This window comes from Streptomyces sp. CB02009 (genome assembly GCF_001905825.1).
GTDB lineage: Bacteria > Actinomycetota > Actinomycetes > Streptomycetales > Streptomycetaceae > Streptomyces.
Genome location: NZ_LIVV01000006.1, coordinates 369,090 through 386,869, shown reverse-complemented (window position 1 = coordinate 386,869; position 17,780 = coordinate 369,090). Strand labels below are relative to the sequence as shown.

Genomic DNA, 17,780 nt, shown 5'->3' with positions numbered 1-17,780 from the left:
GGGCCCTACCGGAAGACGCCGGTGTGGCCGAGCGAGTAGCGGCCGGGCTGCGGGTACACGGCGAGGCCGTGGGGTCCGCTGCCGACGGGGATGCGGGCCAGCTGCTTCCCGGTCGCGGTGTCGATCGCGTACACCTCGGAGTCGTAGCGGCCGGAGAGCCAGAGGACCTTGCCGTCGGCGGAGACGCCTCCCATGTCGGGGGATCCGCCGTCCGGCAGCCGCCACTTCTTCGTCAGCTTGCCCTTCTCGAAGTCGAAGACGGAGATGGAGCCCTCGCCGCGGTTGGGGACGTACATCTCGCGGGAGTCCCGGCTGATGTAGAGCCCGTGGGCGCCCTTGCCGGTGGGCATCAGGCTCGGGGTGGTGAACTTCTCGCCGTCGAGGACCCACATGCCGTGGGCCATCATGTCGGCGACGTAGAAGGTCTTGCCGTCGGGGGAGAGTTTCACGTCCTGCGGCATGGCGCCCTCGAAGGGCAGTTTCTGCTGGCCGATCACCTCCATCTTCTCGGTGTCGACCTTGAGCAGCTCGCCGGAGAACTCGCAGGAGACGACGAAGTAGCGTCCGTCGGCGGAGAAGTCGGCGTGGTTGACGCCGTAGCAGCTGACCGGGACGGTCTTCCTGCGTTCCATGGTGTGCGGGTCGCGGAAGACGAGTTCGCGGTCGAGGGAGGCCATCACGACGGCGTACTTGCCGTTGGGCGTGAAGTAGAGGTTGTACGGGTCGTGGACCTCGACGGGCTTGCCGGCGGTGCCGGTGGCCGGGTCGATGGGGGTGAGGGTGTGACCCCGGTTGTTGTTGACCCAGAGGGTCTTCAGGTCCCAGGAGGGCACGACGTGCTGGGGCTGGTTGCCGACGGGGAGGGTCTCGACGACCTGGTAGGTGGCCGGGTCGATGACGGAGACGGTGTTGGAGTTGGTGTTGGGGACGTAGACCCGGGAGGGGAAGTCCTTGACGACCGGCGAGAGCCGGTCGGGCCGGTCGGCGGCGTAGACGTCCTTCGGGTCGAGCGGCGGGGGCATCCCGGGGAGGCCGGCGGGGGCCGCGGCGGGCTTGGGGACGGCGGCGGCCTTCTTCACGGGGGCGGCGCCCTCCCCCGGGTCGCCGCTGCCGCAGCCGGCGAGCGCGGCGAGGAGGGCGGCGGCGAGGAGGGTCCTGGTCCGCCTCGTGAGGGGGCGCGGCGCGGCGGGGTGCCGGGTCGGGCGGGCCTGCGCGCGGTGTGCCGGGGCGCGGTGTCTCTGGGTGCGGTGTGCCATCAGGTCAGCAGCTCCGTGGTGGTGACCGCGCGCAGGCCGCGGCGGTCGAGGTCGGCGAGGAGGAGGGGCAGCGCGGCGGCGGTGTCCGGGTAGCCGAAGTGCAGGCTGACGACGGATCCGGCGCGGACGGATGCGGTGACGTTGCGGACGACTGCGGTGGCGCCGGGCGAGGTGAAGTCGAGGGAGTCGACGTCGTACGAGAGGACGTGCGGGTATCCGGCGCGGTGGGCGGCGCGCAGGACGGCGGGGGCGGCGTGCTGGGTCCGGGAGGGCCGGAACCAGGTGCCGATGGAGCCGGTGAGCCGGCGCAGCCGGGTGGCGCAGTCCTCGATCTCGGCGAGGGCCTCGGTCTCGGTCATGGCGTTGACGTCGATGTGGCGCTGGGTGTGGTTGCCGAGGTCGTGTCCGCCGTCGAGGACGCGGCGGGCCAGGTCGGGGTGCTGGTCGAGCCAGCTGCCGACGGCGAGGACGGTGACGCGGGCGCCGGCCTTCTCGGCCTGGCCGAGGAGCGTCCGGGCGAGGGCGGGGTCGCCCTGGCCGTGGAAGGTGAGTGCGACCCCGGGCCGGTCGCGGGGGCCGTGGGTGATCTCGGCGGGCTGCCCGGGGAGGCGTCGGGGTGCGGGGGCCGCGACGGGTGCGGCGGCGGGGCGGCGGGGCGCGGGGGCGGCGGGGCGGGGGGTCGTGCCGCAGGCGGTGGTGAGGGCTCCGGCGAGGGCGGCGGCCGCTCCGGCCCGGAGGGCTCCGCGGCGGTCGATCGGGTTCACGCGACCATTTAAGGGCGGAGGTGCCCCATTTATCACGATTACGCCAATTCAGGACGTTTACGGGCCCCACAAGGGCGTCCAGCATGCGGACGACCCCGAGGAACAATCACGGAACCGCATAGTCATTCATTGTTTGCAAGGTGAGTGCCACACGTCACCAACGATTCACTATTAAAGTGTCCGCTTTAGGGCTGTTTTGCCCCACTAGGGACTTTTGGCGGTAGGGCCGGCTGTCTGCCATAGTCGGTGGCACGACCCCCATTGACCCGGGCCAGGTCGACATAGCAGCCGTGGATACACCCCCCCGTCCACGGCGCACCACACGAAAGCCCCCACGCGCCCCACCACGGCGCACGGGGGCTTCCGTGTATCCGGGGGCGGGCCTCGGGGACGGTCGGCGACCCGTGCCCCGGACCGGCCTCAGGGACGGTCGGCGACCCGCATCTCGAACCAGGTCGTCTTGCCGCGGGGCGCCAGGTCCACGCCCCACCGGTCCGAGAGCTTGTCGACCAGGAAGAGCCCCCGGCCGCTCGTGTCGAGCTCGTGGACCGGCATCAGGCAGGGCAGCCCGCGCGAGGGGTCGCGCACCTCGATCCGGATCCAGCCCCGCCGCCGCTGCAACCGCAGCGCGAAGACCCGCGCACCCGTGTGCCGGACCGCGTTCCCCACCAGCTCCGACACCAGGAGCACCGCGTGCTCGGCGATCTGCGGGCCGAGCGCCCACTGTCTCAGCACGACGTGCTGGGTGAGCCTGCGGGCCACCCACGCGGATTCGGGCCGGGACGGCAGCCGGACATCCTCATCCGCCGGATTACCGTACAACTCCACTGCTTCGGCGGCCTGTTCGTCCTCCGCGGCCGGTGACCACCGCGCTGCGGCTGCGCCAGTGCGCTGCCACGGTTGTTCCCTACCCTCCAGGCCCGCCATGCCCCCATCATGGCCGCACGGAGCCGCTCGCGGGGGCCGTTCCGGTGGAATCGGCCCCTCACGAAGGCAGGTCTGTCACCTCAGGCGAACTTCGCCTTCCCCGGGCCCTCCTCGACGAAGCTGCGCATCCCGTTCGCGCGGTCCTCGGTCGCGAACAGGCCGGCGAACCAGGTGCGCTCGATGGCCAGGCCGGTGTCGATGTCGGCCTCCAGGCCTTGGTCGATCGCCTCCTTCGCGGCCCGCAGCGCGACGGCCGGGCCCTGTGCCAGCTTGGCGGCCCAGGCGTGCGCCTGCTCGTACACCTCGGCGGCGGGGACGACCCGGTCGACCAGACCCAGCGTCAGGGCCTCGTCGGCCTTGACCATCCGGCCGGTGAAGATGAGGTCCTTGGCCTTGGAGGGGCCGACGAGCCGGGCCAGTCGCTGGGTGCCGCCGGCGCCGGGGATCAGGCCCAGCAGGATCTCCGGCTGGCCGAGCTTGGCGTTGTCGGCGGCGATCCGGTAGTCGGCGCAGAGCGCGAGCTCGCAGCCGCCCCCGAGGGCGTAGCCGGTGACGGCCGCGACGACCGGCTTGGGGATGCGCGCGACGGCGGTGAAGGAGTCCTGGAGGGCGCGCGAGCGCTTGACCATGGCCACGTGGTCCATGACCTGCATCTCCTTGATGTCCGCGCCCGCCGCGAACACCTTCTCCCCGCCGTAGATGATCACGGCGCGGACGTCGTCGCGGTCGGTCGCCTCCTGGGCGAGCTCGCGCAGCCGGTCCTGGGTGGCGACGTCCAGCGCGTTCATCGGGGGGCGGTCGAGGCGGATCGTGCCGACGCCGTCGGCGACTTCGAGGTTCACAGTCATGGGAGGAAGGTTAGTGTCCGTTAACGCCGGGGGGCCCGGTGCTGTTGCTCACAGCACCGGGCCCCTCGGACGTACGAGCGGTGGACTACTTGATCCACTCCGACCAGTCCATGTTCCAGCCGTTGAGGCCGTTCTCCGGCTGGATCTGCTTGTCCTTCGAGTTCTTCACGACGACCACGTCACCGATGATCGAGCGGTCGTAGAACCAGGCGGCCGGCATCGAGCTGTCGCCCGCGCCCCGCGCGTCCTGGAGGCCGACGCAGCCGTGGCTGACGTTGGAGGAGCCGAACGTGCCCGCCGAGGCCCAGTAGTTGCCGTGCACGAAGGTGCCCGAGGTCGACAGGCGCATGGCGTGCGGGACGTCCTTGATGTCGTACTCGCCGCCGAAGCCGACCGTGGCCCCGTTCATGCGGGTCACCTTGTACTTCTCGCTGATGACCATCTGACCGTTGTACGTGGTCGTGGACGGCGCGCCCGCGGTGATCGGGATCGTCTTGATGATCTTGCCGTCGCGCTCGATCTTCATCGTCTTGGCGCTCGCGTCGACGGTGGAGACCTGACGGCGGCCGATGGTGAAGGTGATCGTCTTCTTCTGCTTGCCGTAGACGCCCGGGCGGCCCTCGACGCCGTCCAGGTTGAGGTGCACGGTCACCTTGGTGCCCGCGGCCCAGTAGTTCTCCGGGCGGAAGTCGAGGCGGTCGTTGCCGAACCAGTGGCCCTCGATCGGCACGGACGGCTCGGACGTCACCTTGACGGCCTTCTCGACGGCCTCCGGGTCGGTGATGCCGCGGGTGAAGTTGATGGACACCGGCATGCCGACGCCGACGGTCGAACCGTCCTCCGGCGTGTACTGGCCGATGAAGGTGTTCTTCGGGACGAGGGTGGTGAAGGTGGTGTCCTTCGCCGACTCGCGGCCCTCGGCGTCCTTCGCGACCGCGTGGACCTTGTACTGCGTGGACGCAGCCAGGTGCGCGGTCGGCGACCAGCTGGCCCCGTCCGCCGCGATCCTGCCCTCGACCGCGGCGCCCTTGGAGTCGGCGACCGTGACCGTGGTCAGCTTGCCCTGCGCCGCGGTGACCTTGAGGACCCCGCTGGTGGCGACCGAGTCGGCGCCGTCCTTCGGCAGGATGGTGACGACCGCCTGGGAGGCCGCGTTCTCCTGCTTGCCGCCGCCCTGCGCCGCCGGCCCCTGGCCCCCCGTACCGCCGTTCGCCGTCTCACCGCCGCCGCAGGCGGTGAGCACCAGCAGCAGCGCTCCCGCCGCCAGGGCCTGCAGCCTGACGCCCCCGCGCCGGCCGCGCCGCCCCGTAGCTCCGACCGATGCCCCCGATATCGGCTGCCCGTTCACTGTGGTCTTCTCCCCTCGCACGGCCCGGCACCGCCCGGCCCCACCCCCGTGCGCATCCGCTCGCGCACACGGCGATAGACAATCACACCGCAGGACACGAAAGATCCTCGTGAATGTCACCGTTCCGTCCCGATCGACCTGCTAAGACAACGAAAGAGGCCGGAGGCGCCGGACGGTACGAGGGGGACGCGGGCGTCAGCTCAGCGCGGAGCCGGCCTTCCACTCCCTCCACTCCATGTTCCAGCCTCCGAGGCCGTTGTCGGGAGCCACCTTCCGGTCGCGGGAGTTGACCACTTCCACCACGTCGCCGACGAGGGTCCGCTCGAAGAACCAGCCCGCCGGGGACTCGGCGTCGCCGCCCTTGTCGTCCCGGAGCCCGATGCAGCCGTGGCTGACGTTGGCGGAGCCGAAGGTGCTCGGATCGGCCCAGTAGTTGCCGTGCAGGAAGGTGCCCGAGTCGGTGAGACGGATGGCGTGCGGCACGTCCTTGATGTCGTACTCGCCGCCGAAGCCGACCGTGGCCCCGTTCATCCGGGTCACGTCGTACAGCTCGGTGACCACCATCCTCCCGTTGTACGTGGTGGTCTTCGGCGCCCCCGCGGTGATCGGCACGGTGGCGAGGACGTCGCCGTCCCGCCTGACCTCCATGGTGTGCGCGGCGGCGTCGACCACGGACACCTGGGAGCGGCCGACGGTGAAGCCGACGGTCTTGCGCTGGATGCCGTACACGCCGGGGGCTCCCTCGACGTCCCGCAGGCCGATCTCCACGGTGACCTCGGTCCCCGGCCGCCAGTACGCGGCCGGGCGGAAGTCGAGCCGCTCCTTGCCGAACCAGTGCCCGACCACCTCCACCGGCGGCACGGACGTGATCCGGATGGCCCGCTCGACCGCCGCCCGGTTCTCGATCGGCATGTTGAACCCGAAGGAGACGATCATCCCGGTGCCGACCGTGGAACGGTTCTCCGGCTTGAAGTAGCCGATGAAGCGGCTCTCCGGCACCACGGTGGTGAAGGTGGTGTGCCGGGCCGAGCGGCGGCCGTGCGCGTCGAGCGCCACCGCGTCCACGCTGTACTTCGCGGCCAGCGCGAGCCGGGTCTCCGGCCGGGGCCGCCAGCGCAGTCCGTCGGCGGAGATCTCCCCCGCCACCCGGGTCCGCCTGCCGTCCTCCACCTGGACCACGGTCACCCGTTCGAGCCGCCCGCTGTCCACCTTCACCTCGACCGGGCCGTCGGCCGGCAGGCCCCGGCTGCCGTCCTCCGGGCTGACCCGGATGACGTCGCCGGGAGCCCGTGCCTTGCCCGGCAGGCCGATGCCGATCCCGCCTCCACCGTCCGGCGCCGTGCAGCCCACGAGGCCCGCCAACAGTCCCGCCACCGCGAGGGCGTACCCCGCCCGCTTCCATACAAAGGTCACGCTCGGCCCAACGACAGCCACCCTCCAGGGGAAACGTGCGTGCGGGTCATGTTGGGAGCCGGGCCGTCCGGGCAGAACAGGGGGAGAACCACGCGCGGGAGCGGCGGCCGGGACGCCGCCGCCCCGCGGGTGCGGGGCCCGACGAGCCGCTGGAGGCCGGGACGGTGACGAGCGCAGCCGAGCAGGAGGCGGTACCTGACCATGCCCCGGAGCGGGCCGGACCGCCCGTGTGGCCGGGCGCGCCGACGCCGCTCGGCGCACGCTGCCGGACCGGCCCCGACGGGGTGACCGGCACCAACTTCGCCCTGTGGGCGGGCGGGGCGGAGGCCGTCGAACTGTGCCTCTTCGACCCGGACGGCACGGAGCTGCGGCTGCCGCTGACGGAGCTGACGCACGAGATCTGGCACGGGTTCGTGCCCGGGGTCGGGGCCGGACAGCGGTACGGCTACCGGGTGCACGGCCGCTGGGACCCCTGGACGGGCGCCCGCTGGAACCCGGCGAAGCTCCTCCTCGACCCGTACGCGCGGGCCGTCGACGGCGACTTCACGCTGCCGCCCGAGGTGTACGGACACGTCCGCGACTGGCCGCAGCAGCACGTGGCCGACACCGTCCGCGACGAACGGGACTCGGCGCCGCACGTCCCCAAGGGCGTCGTCGTCCTGGACGACGACGACTGGTCCGACGACCGCAGACCCAAGACGCCCTGGCAGGACTCGGTCATCTACGAGCTGCACGTGAAGGGCTTCACCCGGCTCCACCCGGGCATCCCCGAGCACCTGCGCGGCACGTACGCGGGTCTGGCGCACCCGGCGGCGATCGACCACCTCGTCCGGCTCGGGGTGACGGCGGTGGAACTGCTCCCGGTGCACCAGTTCGCGCACGAGGACCACCTCCTCCGGCGCGGCCTGCGCAACCACTGGGGCTACAACTCCATCGGCTACTTCGCCCCGCACGCCGGCTACTCCTCCTCGGGGACGACCGGCCAGCAGGTCGGCGAGTTCAAGCGGATGGTGCGGGCACTGCACGCGGCCGGGATCGAGGTCATCCTCGACGTCGTCTACAACCACACGGCGGAGGCGGGCGAGCTCGGCCCCACGCTCTCCCTGAAGGGCGTCGACAACCGCGGCTACTACCGGCTCCAGTCCGACGCCCGCCGCTACGCCGACTACACCGGCTGCGGCAACACCCTGCACGTCGTGCAGCCGCAGGTGCTGCGGCTCATCACCGACAGCCTCCGCTACTGGGTCACGGAGATGGGCGTCGACGGCTTCCGCTTCGACCTGGCGGCGGCCCTGGCCCGCTCGATGCACGACGTCGACATGCTCTCCCCGTTCCTCGCGGTCATCGCCCAGGACCCCGTGCTCCGGCGGGTCAAACTCATCGCCGAACCCTGGGACGTGGGCAACGGCGGCTACCAGGTCGGCGCCTTCCCGCCGCTCTGGACGGAGTGGAACGACCGCTACCGGGACGCCGTCCGGGACTTCTGGCGCGGGGCGCTGCCCGACGTCCGCGACCTCGGCTACCGGCTCTCCGGCTCCAGCGACCTGTACGCCTGGGGCGGGCGCCGACCGTACGCCTCCGTCAACTTCGTCACCGCGCACGACGGCTTCACCCTGCGGGACCTCGTCACGTACGAGCGCAAGCACAACGAGGCCAACGGCGAGGGCAACCGCGACGGCACCCACGACAACCGCTCCTGGAACTGCGGGGTGGAGGGCGAGACCGACGACCCCGGCATCAACGCCCTCCGCCTCCGCCAGCAGCGCAACCTCCTCACCACCCTGCTCCTCTCCACCGGCGTCCCGATGCTCGTCGCCGGCGACGAGATGGGCCGCACCCAGGGCGGCAACAACAACGCCTACTGCCAGGACAACGCCATCGGCTGGCTCGACTGGGCCCTCCCGGACGACCCCGGCCGGGCCCAGCTGCTCGCCCTGACCCGCCGGCTGCTCGCCCTCCGCCACGACCATCCGGTCCTGCGCCGCCGCGCCTTCTTCTCGGGCCGCCCCCAGGGGACGGACGGGCTGCGCGACCTGGCCTGGTTCACCGCGGAGGGCGCCGAGATGACGGAGCCCGACTGGTACGCGCCCACGGCCACGCTCGGCCTCTACCTGTCGGGCCGCGACATACCGGGCCGGAACGAGCGCGGCGAGCAGATCACCGACGACAGCTTCCTCGCCGTCCTCCACGCGGGCCACCGCCCCCTGGAGTTCCGCCTCCCGGGCCCCCCGTGGGCGGAGACGTACGAACTGGTCGTGGACACCGGCCGCGAGGACCAGTCGGCACCACCGGGCACGGAGCACGCGGGCGGCGGGATCATCACGGTGGAGGCCAGGTCGATGGTGCTGCTGCGGGTGCGGACATGAGGAGGCGCCCGGCCGCGGCCGGGGACTCCCCCGGCCGCCCGGGGCGTGCCCCGGACGGCCGGAAAACGGGATGAGACGTGTCAGTGGTGAACCATAGAGTCGGGCCTGATGCCCGAGAAACCTGTCGCCCCAGAGCCCCCCGCCCCCGACTCCCCCGACGATCACGACGGTCCCGACGGCCCTGCCGGACCTGACGGCCGTGACGCCCCCGAGGCTCACGACCGCTCCGCGGTGCGGACGCTGCTCCGTCTCTGGCCGTACGTGCGGCCCGTGCGGGCGCGCCTGTTCACGGCCGCGTTCGTCGCGGTCGTCGCGTCCTGTCTGTCGCTCGTCATCCCGCTCGTACTGAAGTGGCTGGTCGACGGGCCGGTCGCGGACCGGGACCCGGGCGGCGTGTGGCTGGGGGCGCTCTACCTCCTGCTGCTCGGCATCGCCGAGGCGGTGCTCTTCGGGTACCGGCGGTGGCTGGTCGCCCGCCCCCTGTCCGGGGTGGAGGCCCGGATGCGCGCCGACCTGTACGGCAGGCTCCAGCGGCTCCCGATCGCCTTCCACGACCGGTGGGCCTCGGGCCAGCTCCTCTCCCGAGGCACGACCGACCTCATGCTGGTCCGGATGTTCCTGGCCTTCCCGCTGACGTTCCTGCTGGTCAACGCCGTGACGATCCTCGCGGGTTACGTCCTGCTGCTCGCCCAGGACTGGTCGCTCGGGCTCGTCCTCATCACTCCGGTCATCCCGCTCGTCATCGTCTGCTCGGTCTTCGAGGGCCGGTACGGAGCGGTCGCGCGCCGCGCCCAGGACCAGGTGGGCGATCTGACGACGGTCGTCGAGGAGAGCGTCCTCGGCATCCGCATCGTCAAGGGCTTCGGCCGCCACCGCAGCCAGGCGACGGCCTTCCGGGAGCTCTCCGGCCGGCTGCGCGGCACCGAGCTCGTCAAGGCCCGGCTGCTCGCGACGATCTGGGCGGTCATCACCTTCGTACCGGAGCTGGCCATCGGTGCGGCCCTCGTCCTCGGCACGGTCCAGGTGGCGGACGGCGACCTGTCGGCGGGCACGCTCGTCGCGTTCCTGTCGACGGCCCTGGCGCTGCGCTGGCCCGTGGAGTCGATCGGCTTCCTGCTGGCGATGAGCCAGGAGGCGGCGACCGCGACGGAACGGTACTTCGAGGTGATGGACGCCGAGGAGGAGCCGGACGCCGCCCCGGACGCCGGGGACACCCGGGCCACGGCGGCGGGCGGTCCGGGCGGTCATGGCGGGGTGCTCTTCGAGGGCGTGTCGTTCCGCTACCCGGACGCCCCGGCGGACGCCCCGGCCGTGCTGGACGGCATCGACCTGCACATCCGCCCCGGCGAGACCCTGGCCCTGGTCGGCGGCACGGGCTCCGGCAAGACCACGCTCACCGCCCTCGTACCGCGGCTGCACGAGGCCTCGGGCGGCCGCATCCTCCTGGACGGCGAGGACATCGCCCTGATGGAACGGGACCGGCTGCGGTCCCTGGTGTCGATGGCCTTCGAGGAGCCGACCCTCTTCTCCGCCAGCGTCGGGGAGAACGTCCTGATGGGCGCGGACGGAGCGGCGGGCGAGCCGGAACTGCGGCGCGCGCTCGGCGTGGCGCAGGCCGACGGCTTCGTCGAGCGGCTGCCCGAGGGCGCCGGGACCCAGGTCGGCGAGCAGGGCCTGAGCCTGTCCGGCGGACAGCGCCAGCGGCTCGCCCTCGCCAGGGCGGTCGTCGGCCGCCCCCGCTTCCTGGTCCTGGACGACCCCCTGTCCGCACTCGACGTCCACACGGAGGCGCGTGTGGAGGCGGCCCTGCGGGAGGTCCTGCGGGACACCACGGCACTCGTGGTGGCGCACCGCCCGTCGACGGTGATGCTGGCCGACCGGGTGGCGCTGCTCTCCCGGGGTCGGATCGCGGCCGTGGGAACCCATCACGAGCTGCTGCGGAGCAGCGAGGAGTACGCCTGGCTGATGTCCGGCGAAGGCGAGGGCGGACCCCGATGACGGAACAGACGGCACAGCAGGCAGAAAAGGCACAGAAGGATCAGACGGCACAGCAGGCAGAGAGGGATCTGACGGCCCAGCAGACCGTAGACCCCTTCGACCGCGACGACCTCCCGGCACCCCCCGGAGCGACGGGCGCCCTGCTCCGTTCGCTCCTCTCGGCCCACCGCGCACGGGTCGCCGTCGCCGCCCTGGTGCTCCTAGTCAAGGAGGGTGCGATCCAGGCCGGCCCCCTCCTCGTCGCGTACGCCATCGACGAGGGCGTCCCCGCCTTCCGCGCGGGCGACCACGGCCCCGTCCTCGCGGTGGCCCTCGGCTACCTCCTCTGTGCGGCCCTCTCGGGCCTCCTCCAGTACGTCTTCGTCCGCGGCGCGGCCCGTATCAACCAGGACGTCCTCCTCGACCTGCGCGGCCGCATCTTCCGCCACGCGCAGATCCTGAGCGTCGACTTCCACGAGCGGTACACCTCGGGCCGGCTCATCTCCCGCTCCACCACCGACGTCGAGTCCCTCCGGGAGCTCCTCTCGGAGGGACTGCAGGAACTGATCGGCGTCGTCCTCTCGTTCGTCTCGATCTCGGTGATCCTCCTCTGGCTCGACCTGGGCATCGGTGCGGTGGCGGTGGCGTCCTTCGTCCCCCTCGCCCTCCTGGTGCGCGTCTACCGGCGGCGGGCCGGGGCGGTGTACGCCGAGCGCTCCACGGCCATCGCGGGCGTGATCGTGAAGTTCGCGGAGACGATGAACGGCATCCGTCCGGTACGGGCGTTCCGCCGCGAGCGGGTCAACGACGCCGAGTTCGCGACGCTCAACCACCGGCACGAGCGGAGCAACGGCGACGCGCTCCTCGAGATGGCCCGGTACGTCGTGGGCTCGCGGCTCGTCGCCAACACGGCGGTCGCCGGCATGTGTCTCTGGGGCGCCTACCGGGTGGCCTCGGGCTCGCTCGAACTGGGCGTGCTCGCCGCGGCGGTGCTGTACATGCGGCGCCTGTACGACCCGATCGACCGGCTCGCCATGTTCCTCAACTCGTACGAGTCGGCGGCCGCGTCCCTCACCAAGATCGCGGGTCTGCTGGCCCAGGAGCCCGGGGTCCCGGAGACGACGGCCCCCGCCGCCCTGCCCGCCCGCACGGGCGCCCCGGGGCGCGAGGTGGTCTTCGACAAGGTCCGCTTCGCCTACCGCACGGGCGGCGAGGTCCTGCCCACCTTCGACCTGACCGTCCCCGCCGGCCAGACGGTGGCGGTGGTGGGGGCGACGGGCGCGGGCAAGTCCACCCTGGCGAAGCTCCTCGCCCGCTTCTACGACCCCACGGACGGCGCGGTGCGCCTGGACGGCGTCGACCTCCGCGACCTGACCACGCCGGATCTGCGCCGGGGCATCGTCATGGTCACCCAGGAGGCGTTCCTCTTCTCGGGGACGGTCGCCGAGAACATCGCGATCGGGCGCCCGGACGCGAGCCGCGAGGAGATCGAGGACGCGGCCCGCGCGATCGGGGCGCACGACTTCATCAAGAGTCTGCCCGACGGCTACGACACGGACGTACGGAAACGGGGCGGCCGCATCTCGGCGGGCCAGCGCCAGCTGGTCGCCTTCGCGCGGGCACTGCTCGCGGACCCGGCCGTCCTCATCCTGGACGAGGCCACCAGTTCGCTGGACGTCCCGGGCGAGCGGGCGGTGCAGCGGGCGATGGACACGGTCCTGGCGGGCCGTACGGCGGTGGTCATCGCCCATCGCCTGTCGACGGTCGAGGTCGCGGACCGGGTCCTGGTGATGGAGGCGGGCCGGATCGTGGAGGACGGGGCGCCGTCGGACCTGGTCACCGACGAGGGCCACTACGCCGGTCTGCACCAGGCCTGGCGGGAGAGTCTGGTGGGCTGAGCCTGACACCCGTGGGGGTGCCGCGGGGGCCGTTCCGGGGGCCGCATTCGGGACTGCATGATTTACGGCGCTCTGGCGCAGTGCCGCTGGACGCTCTTGTCGCGCCACAAATCACGCTTTACGTCCCGAACGCGACCCCCTCCACGTCCCCCGCTCCCGTTCAGGGGCGTGCCTTCCGCAGCAGCACGAGCGACAGCACCGCCGACGCCGCCATCAGGACCGACGCCCCCACGGCCACCGCCCCCATCGCCTCCACGAACGCGGTGCGGGCCGCTTCGATCACCTCGGGTCCGGTCGTCAGCGCGCCGCCCAGGGTCTCGCGGGCCGCGGCCGGCGCGTCCGCGGGCATCGCGCCGGTGTAGACCGCCGCTCCCAGGGCGCCCAGGAGCGCCATGCCGAGCGCTCCCCCGAGTTCGGCTCCCGATTCGAGCACGGCGGCGGCCGAGCCGGCCCGTTCGGGCGGTGCGGCGCCGAGGGTCAGTTCGTTGGCGAGGGTCATCGCGGAGACCAGGCCGCCGGCGTAGAGGGCGCCGGCCGCGATGACGACCCACAGGGGCGTGCCGCGGTCGACGCCGGCCAGCCAGGCGAAGCCGGCGGCGGCCGCGAGGAACCCGCCGGCCATCACGTACGCCCGGTCGGTCTTCCGGGCCAGTGCCGCGGCCGTGGGCGCGGCGGCGAGCACGCCCGCGGTGGGCACGAGGCTCCAGAGCGCCGCCTCGAACGGGCTCTGGCCCAGGACGGACTGCAGGTACTGGGTGAGGAAGACGGCGAAGCCGACCGTCGCCGCCATCGCGAGGAGGTTGGCGAGGACGGAGCCGCCGTAGGCCCGGTTCCGCAGCAGGGCGAGGTCGACCATGGGGTGGGCGAGCCGCGCCTGGCGGCGGACGAACAGCAGCCCGACGAGCAGTCCCGCGCACACGGCGCCCGCCGGAAGGGGCGCCCAGCCGTCCTCGGCCAGTTCCTTGATGCCGTGGATGAGCGGCAGCAGCGCGCCGAGCGAGAGGGCCGCGCTGAGGACGTCGAAGCGTCCGGCGAAGGCCCCCTTGGACTCGGGCAGCAGGAGCGGCCCCAGGACGAGGAGCAGGGCCATGGCCGGCAGGTTGACGAGGAAGACGGAGCCCCACCAGAAGTGCTCGACGAGCGCGCCGCTGACGACGGGCCCGAGGGCGATGCCGCTCGCCATGACCGTGGTCCAGAGGGTGATGGCCTTGGCGCGCTGGGCCGGGTCGGTGAAGAGCACCCGGATCAGGGCGAGCGTGGCGGGCATGAGGCAGGCGCCGCCGATGCCGAGCAGTGCCCGGGCGCCGATCAGGGCGCCGGGGGTGTGCGCGTAGGCCGCGGCGACCGAGGCGAGCCCGAACAGCGCCGTGCCGCCGAGCAGGACCTTGCGGCGCCCGACGCGGTCGCCGAGCGCGCCCATGGTGATGAGGAGCCCGGCGAGGACGAAGCCGTAGATGTCGAGGATCCAGAGCTGTTGGGTGGCTCCCGGCCGCAGGTCGGCGCTGATGGAGGGGAGGGCGAAGTAGAGCACGGACACGTCCATGGAGACGAGGAGCAGCGGCAGCATGAGGACGCCGAGGGCCGTCCATGCGCGGCGGCCGGCGCGGGCGGGGCCGGGTCCCGCGGCGGGCTCGGGGGGTGCGGTGAGTGTCATGGGGAGGAGGGAAGCAGCGGTGTGCGTACGGTGCCACTGCCGTCCTAGTGCACCTGGACTCCGGCTGGGAAGTGGGCAGTTCAGGGCTGCGTACGCCCCTCAGGGTGCACTAGTACACTCCCGCCGTGACGACGCAGCCGCCCTACCTCGTGATCGCCGCCGAGCTCCGTCGCCGGGTGCGGGTGGGCGAGTTGGGTCCGGGGGACAGGCTTCCGTCGACGCGGGCGATCACCCGCGAGTGGGGCGTGGCCATGGCGACGGCCACGAAGGCGCTGGCGGTGCTGCGCCAGGAGGGCCTGGTCCGGCCGGAGCCGGGGGTGGGCACGGTGGTCGTGTCCCCGGCGAAGGACGGCCGGGGCGGGGGTGGGGCGGCGGCTCCCCTCACCCGCGAGGAGATCGTCGCCGCGGCTCTCGGACTCGCCGACGCGGAAGGGCTGCACGCCCTGACCATGCGCAGGGTGGCGACGAGGCTCGGCGTCTCCACCATGGCCCTGTACCGCCACGTCCCGGGCAAGCCGGAGCTGATCCGCCTGATGACGGACGAGGCGTGCGGCGAGGTGCCGCTGGGTCCGGTGCCGGCGCACTGGCGGACGGGTCTGGAGCAGGCCGCGCGCTGGCTGCGTGACGTGTACGCCCGGCACCCGTGGCTGGCGCACGCGATGGCCTCGTACACGCGGCCCGTGGCGACGCCGAACGCGATGGCGTACACGGAGTGGGTGCTGCGGGCCATGAGGGGCACTCCGCTCACCCGGACGCAGAAGCTCCACACGCATCTGACGCTCTTCGCGTACGTCCAGGGGCTGTCGATGGCGGACGATCTGGAGGAGCAGGCCCGACAGGATTCGGGCATCTCCGACGGAGAGTGGATGGAACAGAACGAGCCACGATTCGACGCGATCCAATCGGCGGGCTCGTACCCGGAGTTGGCCTCGGTGACAAGCGAGGGCGGGTTCGGTCTCGATCTGCGGACGCTCTTCGAATTCGGGCTCGGGCGAACATTGGACGGCATCGCGTCCTTGATCGATGAAACGTCCGCTTAACGAACACGGCCTTACGGGCAGCGAACGATTTCCGGCCAACTTGCCGACGCGCTCCTGACAGGTCCTCGTCATTCCTGTCACTCTCTCCCCGGCTCTTCGCACCAGAGTTCGCTGCTTCACCCGAACGTGCTCCACAGCTCTGCTTGCTCCGCCCGGATGGGCCGACCCAGTCCGCCGGTACCCCCCTCGCAAGAAGGAGTCTGCGTGAGATCCACGCCCAGCCGTCGCGCCACCGCGACCGGCGCTCTGATCGCTGCCGCCGCCATGCTCGCCGTGAGCGTCCAGACGGGCGCCGCCACCGCGGCGGACGCCCCCTGGAGCATCGCCCCGAAGGCCCAGCAGGGCACCTCGGCGAACCCCGGCAAGCTGCCGGCCGACCTCACCCCCGCCGAGCGCACCGCGCTCATCAAGGCGGCCGACGCCGGCAAGGCCGCCACGGCCAAGGAACTCGGCCTCGGCGCCCAGGAGAAGCTGGTCGTCCGTGACGTCGTGCAGGACCGCGACGGCACGACCCACACGCGCTACGAGCGCACCTACGCCGGGCTGCCCGTCCTGGGCGGCGACCTGATCGTCGCCGAGACGAAGGCCGGCGCGACCACCGGTGTCACCAAGTCGACCCGCGCGGAGCTCAAGAACATCGCCACCTCCGCCACCGTGGCCCCGGCCGCGGCCGAGAAGCAGGCCGTCGGCCTCGCCCAGGCGGACGGCTCGGACAAGGCCAAGGCCGACCGCGCCCCGCGCAAGGTCGTCTGGGCCGCCAACGGCAGCCCCGTCCTCGCGTACGAGACCGTCGTCGGCGGCCTCCAGCACGACGGCACCCCGAACGAGCTGCACGTCGTGACGGACGCGAAGACCGGCGCGAAGCTCTTCGAGTGGCAGGCCATCGAGACCGGCACCGGCAACACGCAGTACAGCGGCCAGGTGACCCTCGGCACCGCGCCCTCGTACACGCTGACCGACACCGGCCGCGGCAACCACAAGACGTACAACCTCAACGGCGGTACGTCCGGCACCGGCACGCTCTTCAGCAACACCACCGACGTGTGGGGCAACGGCACGCCGCAGAACAAGGAGACGGCGGGTGCCGACGCGCACTACGGCGCCGCGCTCACCTGGGACTACTACAAGAACGTGCACGGCCGCACCGGCATCAAGGGTGACGGCGTCGGCGCGTACTCCCGGGTCCACTACGGCAACGCGTACGTCAACGCCTTCTGGTCGGACTCCTGCTTCTGCATGACGTACGGCGACGGCGCGGGCAACACCAAGCCCCTGACCTCCATCGACGTCGCGGCGCACGAGATGACGCACGGCGTCACCTCGAACACGGCCGGCCTGGTCTACAGCGGCGAGTCCGGCGGCCTCAACGAGGCCACCTCCGACATCTTCGCGGCGGCCGTCGAGTTCTACGCGAACAACGCCAACGACCCGGGCGACTACCTGGTCGGCGAGAAGATCGACATCCGCGGCAACGGCACCCCGCTGCGCTACATGGACAAGCCGAGCAAGGACGGCTCGTCCAAGGACGCGTGGTACTCGGGCCTCGGCGGCATCGACGTCCACTACTCCTCGGGCCCTGCGAACCACTGGTACTACCTGCTCTCCGAGGGCAGCGGCGCCAAGACCGTCAACGGCGTGAACTACGACTCGCCGACCTCCGACGGCCTGCCCGTCACCGGCATCGGCCGTGACAAGGCCTCGCTGATCTGGTTCAAGGCGCTCACCACCAAGTTCGGCTCGAACACCAACTACGCCGGGGCCCGCACGGGCACCGTCGCGGTCGCCACCGAGCTGTACGGCGCCAACAGCCCCGAGACGCTCGCCGTCCAGCACGCCTGGGCCGCCATCGCCGTCGGCACCCGCCCCGGTGGCGGCGAGCCGCAGCCGGGCAAGGTCTTCGAGAACACCGCCGACGTGTCCATCCCGGACAACGGCGCCGCGGTGACCTCGACGGTCAACGTCACGGGCATCACGGGCAACGCGCCCTCCGCCCTCAAGGTGGACGTGAACATCGTCCACACCTACCGCGGCGACCTCGTCGTCGACCTCGTCGCCCCGGACGGCTCGGCCTACAGCCTGTCCAACCGGTCCGGCGGCAGCGCCGACAACATCGTCCAGACCTTCACCGTGAACGCCTCCTCCGAGGTCGCCAACGGCGCCTGGAAGCTCCGCGTCCAGGACAAGGCCTCGATCGACACCGGCTACATCAACAGCTTCAAGCTCACCTTCCCGTAGGCCCCGCGAGGGCAGACGCGTGAGTGAGTGAACCCGAGTCACAAGTGCCGGACG

At 72.1% G+C, this 17,780-nt stretch carries 12 protein-coding genes; 5 read left to right on the top strand and 7 right to left on the bottom strand.

Annotation, left to right across the window (positions count from 1 at the left end; genetic code table 11):
* Positions 1 to 5: 5 nt before the first annotated feature.
* The 6 genes from AMK27_RS25525 to AMK27_RS25500 form a co-directional block, all read right to left on the bottom strand.
* The gene (locus AMK27_RS25525) at positions 6 to 1,256 is read right to left on the bottom strand and encodes a YncE family protein (RefSeq protein WP_079188594.1); all 1,251 of its coding nucleotides are present in this window, start codon (positions 1,254 to 1,256) and stop codon (positions 6 to 8) included.
* The gene (locus AMK27_RS25520) at positions 1,256 to 2,020 is read right to left on the bottom strand and encodes a polysaccharide deacetylase family protein (protein ID WP_073912592.1); all 765 of its coding nucleotides are present in this window, start codon (positions 2,018 to 2,020) and stop codon (positions 1,256 to 1,258) included. Before AMK27_RS25520 ends, AMK27_RS25525 begins: the two co-directional genes overlap by 1 nt.
* Positions 2,021 to 2,440: 420 nt before the next feature.
* Positions 2,441 to 2,947, bottom strand: coding sequence for an ATP-binding protein (locus tag AMK27_RS25515; RefSeq protein ID WP_073912589.1), 507 nt, complete (start codon positions 2,945 to 2,947; stop codon positions 2,441 to 2,443).
* Between the two features lie 80 nt (positions 2,948 to 3,027).
* Positions 3,028 to 3,795 carry an enoyl-CoA hydratase/isomerase family protein gene (locus AMK27_RS25510; RefSeq protein WP_073912588.1) on the bottom strand — a complete coding sequence of 256 codons (768 nt, stop codon included), beginning with the start codon at positions 3,793 to 3,795 and terminating at the stop codon, positions 3,028 to 3,030.
* A gap of 85 nt (positions 3,796 to 3,880) precedes the next feature.
* Positions 3,881 to 5,143: a L,D-transpeptidase gene (locus tag AMK27_RS25505; RefSeq protein ID WP_079188592.1), complete on the bottom strand. Its 1,263-nt coding sequence runs from the start codon at positions 5,141 to 5,143 to the stop codon at positions 3,881 to 3,883.
* Between the two features lie 195 nt (positions 5,144 to 5,338).
* The gene (locus tag AMK27_RS25500; protein ID WP_073912585.1) at positions 5,339 to 6,556 is read right to left on the bottom strand and encodes a L,D-transpeptidase; all 1,218 of its coding nucleotides are present in this window, start codon (positions 6,554 to 6,556) and stop codon (positions 5,339 to 5,341) included.
* A gap of 164 nt (positions 6,557 to 6,720) precedes the next feature.
* On the opposite strand from AMK27_RS25500, the gene glgX reads away from it, so the two are divergent.
* The 3 genes from glgX to AMK27_RS25485 all read left to right on the top strand — a co-directional run bounded on the left by glgX (position 6,721) and on the right by AMK27_RS25485 (position 12,797).
* A complete protein-coding gene (glgX, locus tag AMK27_RS25495) occupies positions 6,721 to 8,922 on the top strand; it encodes a glycogen debranching protein GlgX (RefSeq protein ID WP_073912582.1) in 2,202 nt (733 codons plus the stop codon).
* Between the two features lie 108 nt (positions 8,923 to 9,030).
* Complete coding sequence (locus AMK27_RS25490; protein WP_079188590.1) at positions 9,031 to 10,920, top strand: ABC transporter ATP-binding protein; 1,890 nt, start codon at positions 9,031 to 9,033, stop codon at positions 10,918 to 10,920.
* Positions 10,917 to 12,797 carry an ABC transporter ATP-binding protein gene (locus AMK27_RS25485; RefSeq protein ID WP_073912579.1) on the top strand — a complete coding sequence of 627 codons (1,881 nt, stop codon included), beginning with the start codon at positions 10,917 to 10,919 and terminating at the stop codon, positions 12,795 to 12,797. The genes AMK27_RS25490 and AMK27_RS25485 overlap by 4 nt, the downstream gene beginning before the upstream one ends.
* A gap of 160 nt (positions 12,798 to 12,957) precedes the next feature.
* Here the strand turns inward: AMK27_RS25485 and AMK27_RS25480 are convergent, their stop codons facing one another.
* The gene (locus AMK27_RS25480) at positions 12,958 to 14,451 is read right to left on the bottom strand and encodes an MFS transporter (RefSeq protein WP_073912576.1); all 1,494 of its coding nucleotides are present in this window, start codon (positions 14,449 to 14,451) and stop codon (positions 12,958 to 12,960) included.
* 125 nt (positions 14,452 to 14,576) lie between these two features.
* Here AMK27_RS25480 and AMK27_RS25475 point away from each other — a divergent pair, with 125 nt between their 5' ends.
* Together AMK27_RS25475 and AMK27_RS25470 are read left to right on the top strand one after the other, a co-directional pair.
* Positions 14,577 to 15,491 carry a TetR/AcrR family transcriptional regulator C-terminal domain-containing protein gene (locus AMK27_RS25475; RefSeq protein WP_073912573.1) on the top strand — a complete coding sequence of 305 codons (915 nt, stop codon included), beginning with the start codon at positions 14,577 to 14,579 and terminating at the stop codon, positions 15,489 to 15,491.
* Positions 15,492 to 15,695: 204 nt separating this feature from the next.
* Positions 15,696 to 17,726, top strand: coding sequence for a M4 family metallopeptidase (locus tag AMK27_RS25470; RefSeq protein ID WP_073912570.1), 2,031 nt, complete (start codon positions 15,696 to 15,698; stop codon positions 17,724 to 17,726).
* The last annotated feature ends 54 nt before the right edge of the window (positions 17,727 to 17,780 follow it).